The sequence below is a fragment of the Niastella soli genome (assembly GCF_017742245.1).
Classification (GTDB): domain Bacteria; phylum Bacteroidota; class Bacteroidia; order Chitinophagales; family Chitinophagaceae; genus Niastella; species Niastella soli.
In genome coordinates this window covers 245,682-259,108 of the sequence record NZ_JAGHKO010000004.1, presented here as the reverse complement: position 1 = coordinate 259,108, position 13,427 = coordinate 245,682, and the positions used below count along the sequence as shown (strand labels likewise).

At 44.8% G+C, this 13,427-nt stretch carries 12 protein-coding genes; 5 read left to right on the top strand and 7 right to left on the bottom strand.

Annotation, left to right across the window (positions count from 1 at the left end):
- The first annotated feature begins 54 nt into the window (after window positions 1–54).
- From J7I42_RS15885 to J7I42_RS15875, 3 genes are all read left to right on the top strand, one after another.
- Entirely contained in the window at window positions 55–819 is a 765-nt protein-coding gene (locus tag J7I42_RS15885) for a sulfite exporter TauE/SafE family protein (protein ID WP_209139815.1), read from the top strand.
- Between the two features lie 186 nt (window positions 820–1,005).
- Window positions 1,006–1,902, top strand: a complete 897-nt coding sequence (locus tag J7I42_RS15880; RefSeq protein WP_209139814.1) for a hypothetical protein — start codon at window positions 1,006–1,008, stop codon at window positions 1,900–1,902.
- A 138-nt stretch (window positions 1,903–2,040) separates the two neighbouring features.
- Window positions 2,041–3,330 carry a bifunctional folylpolyglutamate synthase/dihydrofolate synthase gene (locus tag J7I42_RS15875; protein WP_209139813.1) on the top strand — a complete coding sequence of 430 codons (1,290 nt, stop codon included), beginning with the start codon at window positions 2,041–2,043 and terminating at the stop codon, window positions 3,328–3,330.
- Between the two features lie 150 nt (window positions 3,331–3,480).
- Here J7I42_RS15875 and J7I42_RS15870 read toward each other — a convergent pair whose 3' ends face one another.
- The 6 genes from J7I42_RS15870 to fbp all read right to left on the bottom strand — a co-directional run bounded on the left by J7I42_RS15870 (window position 3,481) and on the right by fbp (window position 8,253).
- Window positions 3,481–4,038 carry an NUDIX hydrolase gene (locus J7I42_RS15870; protein ID WP_209139812.1) on the bottom strand — a complete coding sequence of 186 codons (558 nt, stop codon included), beginning with the start codon at window positions 4,036–4,038 and terminating at the stop codon, window positions 3,481–3,483.
- A 217-nt stretch (window positions 4,039–4,255) separates the two neighbouring features.
- A complete protein-coding gene (locus J7I42_RS15865; RefSeq protein WP_209139811.1) occupies window positions 4,256–4,777 on the bottom strand; it encodes a YfiT family bacillithiol transferase in 522 nt (173 codons plus the stop codon).
- A gap of 88 nt (window positions 4,778–4,865) precedes the next feature.
- Entirely contained in the window at window positions 4,866–5,630 is a 765-nt protein-coding gene (locus J7I42_RS15860; RefSeq protein WP_209139810.1) for an ABC transporter ATP-binding protein, read from the bottom strand.
- A 226-nt stretch (window positions 5,631–5,856) separates the two neighbouring features.
- On the bottom strand, window positions 5,857–6,471 hold the full coding sequence (locus J7I42_RS15855) for a CAP domain-containing protein (RefSeq protein ID WP_209139809.1): 615 nt from the start codon (window positions 6,469–6,471) through the stop codon (window positions 5,857–5,859).
- 474 nt (window positions 6,472–6,945) lie between these two features.
- Window positions 6,946–7,152 (bottom strand): hypothetical protein, encoded by a 207-nt coding sequence (locus J7I42_RS15850; RefSeq protein ID WP_209139808.1) that lies wholly within the window; start codon window positions 7,150–7,152, stop codon window positions 6,946–6,948.
- 75 nt (window positions 7,153–7,227) lie between these two features.
- The gene (gene fbp / locus J7I42_RS15845) at window positions 7,228–8,253 is read right to left on the bottom strand and encodes a class 1 fructose-bisphosphatase (protein ID WP_209139807.1); all 1,026 of its coding nucleotides are present in this window, start codon (window positions 8,251–8,253) and stop codon (window positions 7,228–7,230) included.
- Window positions 8,254–8,545: 292 nt separating this feature from the next.
- On the opposite strand from fbp, the gene J7I42_RS15840 reads away from it, so the two are divergent.
- Window positions 8,546–9,814, top strand: coding sequence for an aspartate kinase (locus J7I42_RS15840; protein ID WP_209139806.1), 1,269 nt, complete (start codon window positions 8,546–8,548; stop codon window positions 9,812–9,814).
- Window positions 9,815–9,913: 99 nt separating this feature from the next.
- Here J7I42_RS15840 and J7I42_RS15835 read toward each other — a convergent pair whose 3' ends face one another.
- Window positions 9,914–11,329, bottom strand: coding sequence for an MBL fold metallo-hydrolase (locus tag J7I42_RS15835; RefSeq protein WP_209139805.1), 1,416 nt, complete (start codon window positions 11,327–11,329; stop codon window positions 9,914–9,916).
- A 279-nt stretch (window positions 11,330–11,608) separates the two neighbouring features.
- Between J7I42_RS15835 and J7I42_RS15830 the strand changes: the two genes are divergently transcribed.
- Entirely contained in the window at window positions 11,609–13,390 is a 1,782-nt protein-coding gene (locus J7I42_RS15830; protein WP_209139804.1) for a MutS-related protein, read from the top strand.
- Window positions 13,391–13,427 lie beyond the last annotated feature (37 nt).

The following is a 13,427-nucleotide window of genomic DNA, read 5'->3' as shown; positions in this document are numbered from 1 at the left end:
AAGCTTTGCTTTATTCCCATTGCCTATTGCCCATTCACGATTCACTAAATAAACATGCATATAGAATTGATCCTCCTTTGTGTTTTTGCTTTTTTAGCTGGTTTCACCGATGCCATTGCCGGTGGTGGTGGATTGATTCAAACGCCAGCCGCATTAGTGTTGTTACCACAGTATCCCCTGGCTACTGTATTAGGTACCCTAAAGATCCCTTCATTTAGCGGCACCAGCATTGCCACTGCGCAATACGTACGCCGGGTACCGGTAAACTGGTTATTGATCGGACTAATGGCCATTACTGCATTTTGCGCCGCTTTTGCCGGGTCAACGTTGCTTACACACGTTAACAACAGTTTTATGAAGCCATTGCTGTTGTGCATGTTGATCATTGTAGCCATTTATACCTTTACCAATAAAAAGTTTGGCGATCATCTTGAAAAGGACCATTCTAATAAACAACAGGTGATCTATTCTCTGCTTATCAGCTTGATCATCGGCTTTTATGATGGGTTTATTGGCCCCGGTGCCGGCAGTTTTTTGATCCTTGCATTTATCGGACTGATGGGGTTTGATTTTTTAAAAGCAAGTGCGCATGCCAAGTTTGTAAACCTGGCCACCAACCTGGGGTCCATCACCTTTTTTATGCTGAGTGGCAAGATCATTTTTGCCATTGCCCTGCCGATGGCGGCCTGTAATGCCCTTGGTGGCTGGATAGGTGCCCGTCTGGCTATTCTACGCGGTAATGCTTTTATCAGGATCTTCTTTCTGGTCGTTGTATGCGCTACCATTATTCGGTTTGCCTACGACGTGTGGTTTAAGTGAACGTTGATCAGTTGACCAGTTGACGAGGCAAAAGCAGATCAAGCGTTGTAACAATACAGCTCAGTGCGGCAAAAAATACTGTTAAAGTTGGAGTATTACACAACATCAATATGCATTTCCTGTTCATTTAGCATTATAGTTGCAATAAGAAGTAAACATTGGTTATCTTAGTGCTAATTCAAGAACATGACGCCAAACCAAATACAGGAATCTGAATCAAAGAAAAATATACAGGCTGGCAGCTATACTGCGCTGGTGGTTGGGCTTATGCTTTGTATTTTCTTTTTTGTAAAGTGGGGCATGCCGCCCTTGCCTGAACCTCCAATTGAAGAAGGGCTGGAAGTGAACCTGGGAAACAGCGATATAGGCATGGGTAATGATCAGCCTTTTGAACCGGGTGAACCAGCTCCTGCCAGTCAGCAGGAAACTTATGTACCGCCAAAGGCGGCCGAACCCGCTAAAGAAGACGTGAAAGATATCGAGACCGACGATAAGGATGCAGACGCTCCGGAAATTAAAAAGCCGCCTATTGTAAAACCTGAAGCCACTAAAGTGCCTGAAAAGGAAGTGGTGAAAAGCAAACCGGTAAAAAATCCGAAGCCTGTTGAAACCCCAACGCCACCCGTCCCCCGTCCGAAAGCGGTTTTTAAAGGGGTAAATGGCAATGGTACCGGTGGTAATGAAGCCAATACCTACAAAAAAGGCGGTAGCGAAGGAATAGCCGGCGGCCGTGGCGACCAGGGACAACCTGGTGGCAATCCCGATTCAAAGAATTATAGCGGTGGTGGCAAGGGAAATTCAGGGATCGCTATTAAAAGTGGTTTATCGGGCCGCACTTTTACCAGAGTATATACTTATACCGATGAGTTTAATGAGAATGCGACCGTTGCCGTTGACATCCGGGTAAACCAGAGTGGCGATGTTATCGGTGCCAGCTATCAGCCGAGAGGGTCCACTACTTCAGAAAGCTTTTTTAAAGAGAAAGCCATTGAAATAGTCCGCCGCTCTAAGTTGAATGCCAATCCCAATGGCCCCGAAGAACAAACCGGCACGGTGCTGGTTAAATTTAAAGTGAGAGGGTGATCTTCGATACTTAGAAAGGGCACATTTGCTCAGAATTCTTAGAATTGACTTACTGATCCACCTATATACAGTCCGAAAGAAATGTACAATTAATTTCTTTCGGACTTTTCTTTTAGCTTTGTCGCCCTAATTATACCGATGACATACGAGCAAGCGACGAACTATCTGTTTACGCGGCTGCCAATGTTCAGCCGCATAGGCGCAGCTGCCTATAAAAAGGATCTTACCAATACCCTTCGGCTTTGTGAATATTTAGGCAATCCGCAAACAAAATTTAAATCCATCCATATTGCCGGTACCAATGGTAAAGGGTCAACCAGCCATATGCTGGCGGCCGTATTGCAAACAGCAGGTTTTAAAACTGGCTTGTATACCTCGCCGCACCTGCGTGATTTCAGGGAGCGGTTCCGGGTCAATGGTGAAATGATCGACAAGGATTTTGTAGTAGATTTTGTTGAACGCATTCAACCCGCTATTGATGAAATTGAACCTTCGTTCTTCGAGATCACCGTGGCCATGGCTTTTGAATACTTTGTTCGTGAAGGAGTTGATATAGCTGTAATAGAGACCGGACTGGGTGGCCGGCTCGATTCTACCAATGTCATTGTTCCCGAAGTGTCAGTAATTACCAATATTGGCTGGGACCATATGAACCTGCTGGGCGATACCCTGAGCGCTATTGCCTATGAAAAAGCGGGCATCATTAAAGCGGAAGTTCCCGTTATAATTGGTGAAACCGCCGAAGAAACGAAACAGGTCTTTGAACAGGTGGCCGCTGAAAAGAATGCGCCGCTGGTTTTTGCCGATACACAACGGTATGTGGCCGAATGGAAATATGACCATCATCAATTGATGCTGCAGGTGGCTACCTCCGGTACTGATGTACGCAATTCGTATCAACTGGACCTGCCCGGCTATTATCAAACCAAGAACTGTATTACCGTTCTGGAAGTAATTTATCATTTACAAAAGGCCGGGTATAAAATAACGGAAGAACAGGTGCAGCAAGCCTTACGACAGGTGAAAAAACTAACCGGCTTGCATGGCCGGTGGGAAGTGATACATGCCAATCCCGTGGTAGTGCTCGATGTAGGACATAATGAAGATGGGATCAAACAGATCACCGCGCAGATAGAATTGAGCGATTACCAGCATTTGCATATAGTGATCGGATTGGTAAAGGATAAGGAAATTGAAAAAGTGTTGACTTTATTACCCAAAGAGGCTACTTATTATTTTACCCGCGCACAAATACCCCGCGCCTTGCCGGAGAACGAATTGGCTGCCCGGGCACATGCTGTTGGTTTAAAGGGTCATTCCTATGTAGATGTAAATACTGCCGTGAAGGAAGCTATGCACAGAGCTGATAAGAAAGATATGGTGCTTGTGTGTGGAAGTGTGTTTGTAGTGGGAGAAGTTGAAATATGAGGTAGTAAGTATAGTTGATAGAGTTGACGGAGTTGACACGTTAATAAGGAATACAAAATAATAAAGGGCCAAAGTTGTTGTAAGCAGCTTTGGCCCTTCACTTATATCAAAATTTCATACTTCCTATTTCTTACCTCCTGCTTCGGCACCTTAAAATTTCAATTCTCCTAACTTCGCCAAAGCATACATCAATGCCGTCACATGCATGCTCTGAATGATCTGATTATCGCGTAAAAGTTGTTTTAATTCCTCCATCGATACCAGGTGGATCTCGATATCTTCATTATCATCGAATTCCTGATCTTTTACTTTTTTGCCACCTGTTACCAGGTACATGTGCATCCAGTTGTTGTTGGTAGAAGGGTTGGCGCTTGTTTTACCCAGGTATTCATAATGGGTAAAGGCATAACCGGTTTCTTCCAACAGCTCACGGGCAATGGCATCTTCATAATTTTTATCGGTATCATCTACACAACCACCGGGAATTTCAAGATGGGTCTCTCCCAGCCCGTGCCGGTATTGTCTTTCCAAAATGATCTTTCCATCTTCTGTAAGTGCTACCGCAGTTACCCAGGTAGGAAATTCATATACATAGTACGGGGTGACCAGTTTGCCATCGGGCCGCTCACAGGTATCCTTCCGCACAGTGAACCACATATCTTTAAATAAATACTCTGATTTTAAAGTCTTCCACTTAAGGTCTCTCATTATACTTGTTTTAATCGGCCTGCAATCGTGAGACGTGAAACGTCAAACGTGAAACGGCAACCCCGGTCCTTCGCTACGCTCAGGGCCGTGAGTCGGCAAACGGTCCCGGCTGAGCCGGGATGGATTGGCAATGGAATACAACCCAATGCTCCACGGTGCGCGTGTCGCGGATTCAGAACGCTGAACTAACAAACTAAAAAACTAACGAACTAATAACTTACCATTTCATTCTTTCTCTTAACGACGTAATATGCGCCACATGGTGACGGCCATGCCAGGAGTACATACCCAGGAGGTAATACAGCGTCATTTCCTTTTTATGCTCTGGATGGAATACGGTGCGGTTCCAGGCTTCTGCCGGCAGGTTCAATAAAGCGGAATGCCAGCGCGTATGCAGGGCATACAACAAGGTGATGGAAATATTGATGGGCACTGCTTTTACATCATTCAATTCGGCCCATAATGCTTCTTCGTAAGGCTTTATGGCGGGATTGGTTTCTGTTAACCCCAGTTTGAACCGGATATAGGCGTTCATATGACTATCGGCCACATGGTGCACCACCTGTTTTGCATTCCAGCCACCCTCCCGGTAAGGGGTGTTCAGTTGTTTTTCATCCAGGTTTTCAATGGCTGCTTCAAGCATACCAGGTAAGAACTGAATATCCTGCAGCCATTCGCGTTTTTGTTTGTCGGAAAATGGTTGCGGTTCATATTTACCGATGGGATAACGTAAGTCCATATGAATGTGCAAAATTGAATATGTGAAAATAAATACAACGCTAGTTACTTCGCTTGAGCTTCTGTAACCGTGCCACGGTTAACAGCAATTATTTTTCTTCCCTAAGGGCGTGTCCTGTTAAATGAATAAATACATCTTCCAGGTTTGCTTTCTTCACTTCTTTGGGCCGTTCAAAACCGGTAGCTACCAGGTCGTCGATCAGTTTATCGGGGGTAGCCAGGGCAATGATCTTTCCCGAATCGATGATGGCAATGCGATCGCATAGCACCTCGGCTTCGTCCATATAGTGCGTGGTAATGATAACAGTAGTGCCTTTTGCCCGGATCGACTGTATGAGGTCCCACAGATTGCGGCGGGCCTGCGGATCGAGCCCGGTGGTGGGTTCATCCAGGAAAATGATCTTGGGGTCGTTGATGAGCGTGGTGGCAATGGAAAAACGTTGTTTCTGACCACCGCTCATGTCTTTGAATTTGTTTTTGGCCTTGTCTTCCAGGTTCACCATTTTCAAGAGCTCGTGGGCATCTACATTCCGGTTGTACAAACCGGCAAACAGGTCGATCAGTTCAACCAGGTTCAACCCGGGATAGAAACCGGAGGTTTGCAATTGAACGCCAATGATCTGTTTAATAGAATTGGGCTCTTTATCGAGGTTGAATCCATTTACCAATACTTCACCTGAGGTTTTTTCGCGCAGTGTTTCAATGATCTCGAGGGTGGTTGATTTACCGGCGCCATTGGGACCGAGCAAACCGAATATCTCCCCTTCATTCACCTCGAAACTGATGCCTTTTACTGCCTCGAAACTGCCATAATTTTTTTTGAGGTCTTTTACGGAAATGATCACCTTGCTCATGTACTATTCCTGAATTTGGACCACAAGATAGCCCGAAAGTTTGATTCCAGATAGACCGGATTTATAATATCAGGGGAGCCACTTGTCGTGAATCGGCAATCCGCAATCGGCAATTGGTTCGCGAAATTCGGACCTTTCTTCATTCATCATTTTCAATCCTTCGCTTTCGTTTAGGATCTTATAATCTGAACTAAAGAACTCAATAACTAACAAACTAAAAAACAGGTTACTTAGCAAAGAGTTGTGTAAAGTATAACTGGTTCTGCATATTACGCGTAACCCCTATTCCGGTATACTTGAAATTGCCTTCCATATTCTTACGGTGTTCAGGACTTTTGATCCAGCCGTTCACTACGGCACTGGCCGACAGGTTACCATAAGCTACATTTTCGCCTACCTGGCTTGAGCCGGGTACTTTTTCCATCACATATTTCATGCGAAAAGAAAAGCCCTGGTGGCCAAAAGGGATGCGATGGGTGCCCATATCCATACTATGCCGGCGGGCCTGGTATTCCATGGCGGCATTGTTTTCCAGCGGGGGCAGTTTTTTTGATTTGCGGTAATCGTTCACCAGACCGAGAATATCCCGTTCCATTCCCGGCGCCGGGTTGGCTTCCACAACCGGCGTAGTAGGCGTTACCACCACTTTCTTTTCCGGGGCAACGTCAGCTGGCTTTGTACTGCCGGCCTTGGGAGCGGTTTTGGGAATGGTATTCATTCCACTGCTGTAGGCGGTGTTGCTGGTTGTTGTTGATCTTGATGATTTACAGCCAGCTATTGTTAAGAAAATACTAATGAAAATTATATTAGAACCGATGAGTCTGACCATATCCCTTTTCATGAAGTTACTTTGAAGCAGAAATGCGAATTCTATACCAGAATTTCGTGGGGAAAGTTAAAAGGGCAATAGGCAATAGGCAATGGGCAATAGGCAATGGGCAATAGGGAATACACCTCAGCGCGGAAAAGGCAAAAGGCAGACGGCAGAAGGCAGAGAGGAATACACCTCAGCGCGGAAAAGGCAGAAGGCAGAGAAGAATACACCTCAGCGCAGAAAAGGCAAAAGGCAGACGGCAGAAGGCAGAGAGGAATACACTTCAGCGCGGAAAAGGCAGAAGGGCAGAGAAGAATGCACCTCAGCGCGGAAAAGGCAAAAGGCAGACGGCAGAAGGCAGAGAGGAATACACTTCAGCGCGGCGGAATACAGCCGCAGGCTAAAATGGCGCTCCGACGCGTCGGAGTGCCTCCCGTTAATAAGGCAGTGGGCAGTGAATTTTGGCGGCGCAAGATAGTTATTAGTCTAAATAGTCGCGAGTCACGTTTGCCGTTTGCCGTTTGCTGTTTGCTGTTTGCCGTTTGCCGTTTGCCGTTTGCCGTTTGCTGTTTGCCGTTTGCCGTTTGCCGTTTGCCGTTTGCCGTTTGCCGTCTGCCGTTTGCCGTTTGCCGTTTGCCGTTTGCCGTTTGCCGTTTGCCGTTTGCCGTCTGCCGTTTGCCGTCTGCCGTCTGCCGTCTGCCGTTTCACTCAAGAACAGCCCAAAGCAAAAAGCCTAAAACAGGGTTACTGCTTTAGGCATTTAATTATATAGTTTATAAAGTTTTAGGCTTTGGCCTTTAAACCAAGACATTCATCCAGTTCATCCATCATCCCACGGCTGCCAATAAACATCGGACTGCGCTGGTGCAGTTCGGTTGGTTGTACATCCAGTATCCTGTCCTTTCCATTGGTAGCCCGGCCTCCGGCCACTTCTGCAATAAATGCAAACGGATTGCACTCATACAGCAAACGCAGTTTGCCCTTGGGTTTATCAATAGTGCCCGGATACATGAATATACCGCCTTTGATCAGGTTGCGGTGTACATCAGCTACCATGCTGCCAATATATCGTTGCGTATACGGGCCACCGGTATCCTTATTCTTTTTCTGGCAAATGTTAATGTATTTCTGAACTGCCTGATCGTACTGGAAGAAATTACCATGGTTCACAGAGTAGATCTTTCCGAACTCAGGACATTTGATATTGGGATGGCTTAAACAGAATTCACCAATAGAGGGATCAAGCGTAAAACCATTTACCCCCCGACGGGTAGCATACACCAGCATGGTAGAGCTGCCATATATTATATACCCGGCGGCCACCTGATTTCTGCCAGGTTGCAGAAAATCTGCTGCGGTAGCAATAGTACCTTTTTCACTAACGCGGCGATAAACGGTAAAAATGGTGCCAATAGACACATTCACGTCGATATTACCACTCCCATCCAAAGGATCGAACAGACAAACGTATTTTGAATTCTTGCTTATTGCATCATTAAAGGCTACATAATCATCCAGTTCTTCACTGGCAATACCGGCGCAGCTGATACCATGTTGCAATACTCCGGTAAACTGGTTATTGGCAAATACATCCAGTTTTTTTACATCTTCGCCCTGTACATTTATAGAGCCCTCATCACCCAGAATATCTACCAGACCGGCTTTGTTCACTTCTACATTTACCCGCTTGGCTGCCAGGCCAATATCGCGTAACAGTCCGCTCAGCTCACCGGTGGCATGGGGAAAATCTCGTAATTGCTGAATCGTAAACTCATCAAGGGTTAATACATTTCTGTTAATAGTGGTCATATTGGCTCTGTTGTTTGGTTAACAGTTGTTAGCTGGCGAAGGTAGGGAAAACAGAAGTAAGAAGTAAGAGGTAGGAAGTAGGAAGAACCTGAATTTTTTAGTTTCCGCCCCTTTTCCGCTTAATATGTCCTACTTCTTATTTGTTACTACTTACTTCGTACTTCTTACCTCCTATTTCATACTTCCTATCCCCTACTTCGTACTTCCTATTTCCTACCTCCTACCTCCTGCTTCTATCTCTTACTTTCACTACATTTGCAATCTTATCAATCAGTTACCTAATTATACAAGCATGCAGGTATTTAAATTCGGCGGCGCCAGTGTTAACAGTACGGAAAGAATTCAGCAGGTAGGACATATATTAAAATCATACCAGGGTGAGGAATTGCTGATCGTTATTTCGGCCATGGGTAAAACCACCAATGCCCTGGAAAAAGTAGTAGAATCATTTTATGCAGGTAAAAAGGAGGAAGCATTACAGTTGTTCGATGCCATCAAGCAAAGCCACCTTACCACGGCCAAATACCTGCTGGTGAAAACCTACAATGAGGCGTTGGATCAACTTATTAATTTTTTTACGGAAGTAGAATGGCTGTTGCACGATAAACCGGTGCAGGGATTCGATTATTATTACGACCAGGTCGTTTGCATTGGAGAGTTATTGTCGACCGTAATAGTAAGCGCCTACCTTAACGAAATCGGTTTTGCAAATCACTGGACCGACGTTCGGGACATCATTCGTACCGACGATAATTTCCGCGATGCCAATATTGACTGGAATTATACCCGCGAGAAAGTGGAGAATGTGATTGTGCCTTTGCTGAAAGAATACAAAGTGATCGTTACCCAGGGTTTTATTGGGTCAACCGATGAAAATGAAAGTACTACCCTGGGACGTGAGGGCAGTGATTATACCGCTGCTGTTTTTGCGAATTTGCTGAATGCCGCCGGTCAATACATCTGGAAAGATGTGGAAGGCGTTATGAGTGCCGACCCCAAAGCGTTTAGCGATGCACAGTTGCTGCGTGAACTGAATTATGATGAAGTGATTGAAATGGCTTATTATGGTGCGCAGGTGATTCACCCCAAGACCATCAAGCCCCTGCAGAATAAAGGCATTCCCCTGTATGTAAAATGTTTTCTCGATAAAGACCTTGCCGGGACCGTTATTCATAATAAAACACTAAAAGGGCTACCTCCCATTGTTGTGCTGAAACAAAACCAGGCACTGATACACTTACATTCAAAAGATTTTTCCTTTGTAGGGGAAAAACCGGTAGCTGATCTGTACCAGTTACTGGCCGATACCAAAATAAAACCCAACCTCATGCAAACCGGGGCGGTCACCATTCAGGTTTGTTTGGATAATCATACAGAAAAGATAGAAAAGCTGGCCCTTGCCGCTTCTGACTTTTTTGATGTGCAGGTTGAAAAAGGACTTACCCTGCTTACCATCCGCCATTACAATGAAGCCATCTTACAAAAAATGATTTCTGGTAATACAGTAGAATTATTGCAACAGACACCACAAACGGTGCAGGTTGTTTTAAAGAAGGCATAGTTTATAAGTTATTAGGTTATTAGGTTTTTGAGTTAAAATTTATCAGGATAATGAAATTTGTTTTGAAGTATAAATTTAAAGAACCTAATAACCTAATAACTATTTCAAGTATTTATCAATATCCAGTTTCCCATAAACAAGCTTGTCTTTAGCCAGCTGCATATATAATATAACCTCCCGCCATCTCATTGACCACGATTCTACTGATCGCCAGGTAAACAATCGGCGGATGGGCAACAGGTCATATTCATAGGCGTTGAAGACCAGGTTCAGCGCCTCCATATATTTTTTTTGTTTGGCAGTTACCTTGTAAAACACCCGCTTACCGATACACATGTGTGAGAATATTTTAAATTCTATCCCCCGCAAAAAAATAAATGCAGTAGTGTGTATTTGTATCGGGTAATTGGTGTGGTCTAATGGCGTATCAGGCGGTAACTCCACTACCCTGCCCTGATTTATATTTATATGATAAATGTATTTGGTGGTATTGCCCGCTGAAAGCACATAAGTAAAATGCACATTTTTGAAGTACCGCCTTACAAAGAATGGCAGCGTAGCACTAAACTTTTCAAAATATTCTACTACCACCTGTTTATCTATCTCAGCCCGGTTTTCCTGTAGATAGAATTTTTCCAGGCTTTCAGATTGTTGCTGTAAATAATCGGCCAGTAAGGTAGTACGGTTGGTAAACCAGTCTTTATCGCTGATGGTAAAACCGGAAGCAGAAGACCAGCTATCGCCCGATACCATTACTTTTACCTGGGGCGATTGGATCTGATGTTGTTTAAAATAATCTTCCACCAGCAAAGGATGTTGTATGTATTGGTTAAAATGAAAGGAATCTTTATGTAAATGACAATGGTTGCTGGCAAATGGGATGGCATATTTGGCCCGGGTGGCCCTGGCCGTTTGTGCAAATTCCTTTATATACCGTTCCAGGTCATCAACGGGGGCGCCGGGTTCATCAACTATTTCGTACGACAGGCGCTCATTGGCCGAGCTATGACTTCTAAAAACAAAATCTATAGGTTGGTGTTTGCGAACTATTTGTTTCAGGGTAAGACCCATATGTTTGCTATCGTTCAGATTGAGCAATTTTACTCCATCACATTCAATCAGCAGGGCGCTGTCGAGGAACATCCAAAACTGGTATGAGGTAATACTGAAGTGGTCGTCGATCTGAAGCCGTTCGCCATGTTTTAATTCAATGATATTATTGTAGCCCAGATAAAACAGATCGTCTTTCATCCGGGTGTAATTACCCTTGGGAACTATGATGGGAATATTGGGTCTGAACTTTTTTAATGAATCGCCGTGAAAGTGGTCCCAGTGAATATGGGTGAGGTAAATGAAATCGGGTTGCAGGGAGTTGATCAGCTCTTTACTAACCGGCGGATAATTCCACCACGAACGCCAGTAACTGCTGCCAACTAACCAGGGGTCGCATATCAATGATTTGCCCGATTTATTTTTTACTAATAAACCGGCATGGGATAAGATTTTGAATTCCATTGCTGAGCCGTTTAACGCTACTAAAGTTACAATTATAACAGTTAAATACAAGTGAAGCAGGTGGGTATTTTAGTGGTATTCAGGGCACTACCCTTACACCTGTGCGTCATGTATTGTGAATATTCATCAAGTTATCGGTTGCTGGTTTCAGGTTACCAATTACAGGGCTTTTGGGTCCGGTATGTTGAATGATAGGTGGGGCTTGGCGAAGGAGGGGCGTAGGCGAATTGCCGATTTAAGCTATCTTGCATTTTGAAAATTTAATAATATATAGCGATTATGGCGTCAACTCTTGCTTTTTACGAAGAGAAAGTGCAGCACTATACAAATGCATTGGAGCGGTTAAAACCGTCTGTAACGGCGGTAGCGGCGTTGCGTATGGCTTGTTTTGCCGGTTTTGCCTGGGGCGTTTATAAATGGATCAGTGTTCATAATTCCGCCTGGATGATCGCCACGGTGTTACTGGCTATTGGTTTTGCAGTTCTCGTGCGGATTGCCTGGCGTTTGAACGATCGCAAGGCCTTACTTGAAAAGTTGGTGTTCATTAATACCAATGAGTTGAATGTGTTGCAAAATAAACCCAACCAGTTTGGCGATGGCAATTCCTTTCTTTCATACGGCAGTATTGCTGGTGACCTGGATGTTTTTGGTCCCGGTTCTTTATATCTTTTATTGAACCGTACTACCACCTGGCATGGCACCCAGCTGCTGGCCAGGCAGCTGGCAGATCCCCTGCTGGATGCAGCCGCTATCACTTCGCAACAGCAGGCTGTTCAAACATTAAGTACACAACGGGAATTAGGGCAGTTATTAACGGCCCATGGATTATTGAATGAGGAGAAAGAAGGCAACCTGAATGATATTGGCAGCTGGTTACAACAGCCGCATATTATATACGGCAATCGTTTCATCAAGGTGCTGCGATTCCTCACGCCTTTGTACAGTACTGTATTTCTCATTGGTTGGTTGTATACCGGGAACTATGCATTTCTTATCCCGATTGTTTTTATCAACTGGAGCATCATAGGCACTTACGCAAAACGTATACAGCAACAACATACCCTGCTGGGAAAAAAGGAAGCCATCCTGAATCAGTATGCCACCATCCTGTCCCATTTCGCTAAAGTGGAAACCGGTAGTTCGGTGCTGTTAAAAAAAGAAAAGACACAGGCTGTAGAAGCGCACCAGTCGGTAAAAAAGCTGTCGCGGTTATCGGCCATGTTCGATCAGCGGTTGAACCTGTTTGTAAATATAGTGCTGAACAGCTTTTTTATGTACGATATCCAGTGTTTGTGGGCCCTGGAAGATTGGAAACACCAGCATAAAGACGGGTTTAACGAATGGATCCATTCTGTGGGAATGATCGAATGCCTCAACTCCCTGGCCACTTTTGCTTTTAATAATCCTGATTATAAGTATGCAACAATAAATACTGAGACGCTTGCGCTAAGCGCCACTCAACTGGCGCATCCCCTCATCCCTGCCGAAGGGCGTGTTGCCAATGATTGTTCTTTCGGCGTTCAGGAAAAACTGGTGCTGGTAACGGGGTCAAATATGTCGGGCAAGACCACCTTTTTACGTACGCTGGGCATTAATCTCATCCTGGCACAATGTGGTGCGCCCGTATGTGCGGCTTCTTTTGCTTTTACACCTATGGTCATTCGTGGTTCCATCAGGGTGAGTGATAGTTTACAGGAACATACGTCCTACTTTATGGCTGAATTAAAACGGTTGCAACAGATCATTCATTTTCTGCAACAACAAACCGTTCCGGTATTGATCCTGATCGATGAGATTTTACGCGGCACCAATTCGGAGGACAAGACCCATGGTTCCGAACAGTTCATAAAAAAGCTGGTGCGGTACCGGTGTTTAACGCTTTTTGCCACGCACGACCTTGCGTTGAGCCGTTTGGAAGATGAACTGCCAGGACAGGTGAGTAATTATTGTTTTGAAAGCACAATTCGCAATGGGGAGTTATTATTTGATTACACCTTGCAACGCGGTGTGGCCAAGAATAAGAATGCGTCGTTCCTGATGGAGAAGATGGAGATCATTTGATGTTTTAATGGCATATACCGCTGCGCGGCAGGAATAG

What these genes read in the sequence shown, in the direction of transcription:
- J7I42_RS15885 (WP_209139815.1), top strand. Translation starts at nt 55, where the DNA reads ATGCATATAGAATTGATCCTCCTTTGTGTTTTTGCTTTTTTAGCTGGT.
- J7I42_RS15880 (WP_209139814.1), top strand. Translation starts at nt 1,006, where the DNA reads ATGACGCCAAACCAAATACAGGAATCTGAATCAAAGAAAAATATACAG.
- J7I42_RS15875 (WP_209139813.1), top strand. Translation starts at nt 2,041, where the DNA reads ATGACATACGAGCAAGCGACGAACTATCTGTTTACGCGGCTGCCAATG.
- J7I42_RS15870 (WP_209139812.1), bottom strand. Translation starts at nt 4,038, where the DNA reads ATGAGAGACCTTAAGTGGAAGACTTTAAAATCAGAGTATTTATTTAAA.
- J7I42_RS15865 (WP_209139811.1), bottom strand. Translation starts at nt 4,777, where the DNA reads ATGGACTTACGTTATCCCATCGGTAAATATGAACCGCAACCATTTTCC.
- J7I42_RS15860 (WP_209139810.1), bottom strand. Translation starts at nt 5,630, where the DNA reads ATGAGCAAGGTGATCATTTCCGTAAAAGACCTCAAAAAAAATTATGGC.
- J7I42_RS15855 (WP_209139809.1), bottom strand. Translation starts at nt 6,471, where the DNA reads ATGAAAAGGGATATGGTCAGACTCATCGGTTCTAATATAATTTTCATT.
- fbp (WP_209139807.1), bottom strand. Translation starts at nt 8,253, where the DNA reads ATGACCACTATTAACAGAAATGTATTAACCCTTGATGAGTTTACGATT.
- J7I42_RS15840 (WP_209139806.1), top strand. Translation starts at nt 8,546, where the DNA reads ATGCAGGTATTTAAATTCGGCGGCGCCAGTGTTAACAGTACGGAAAGA.
- J7I42_RS15835 (WP_209139805.1), bottom strand. Translation starts at nt 11,329, where the DNA reads ATGGAATTCAAAATCTTATCCCATGCCGGTTTATTAGTAAAAAATAAA.
- J7I42_RS15830 (WP_209139804.1), top strand. Translation starts at nt 11,609, where the DNA reads ATGGCGTCAACTCTTGCTTTTTACGAAGAGAAAGTGCAGCACTATACA.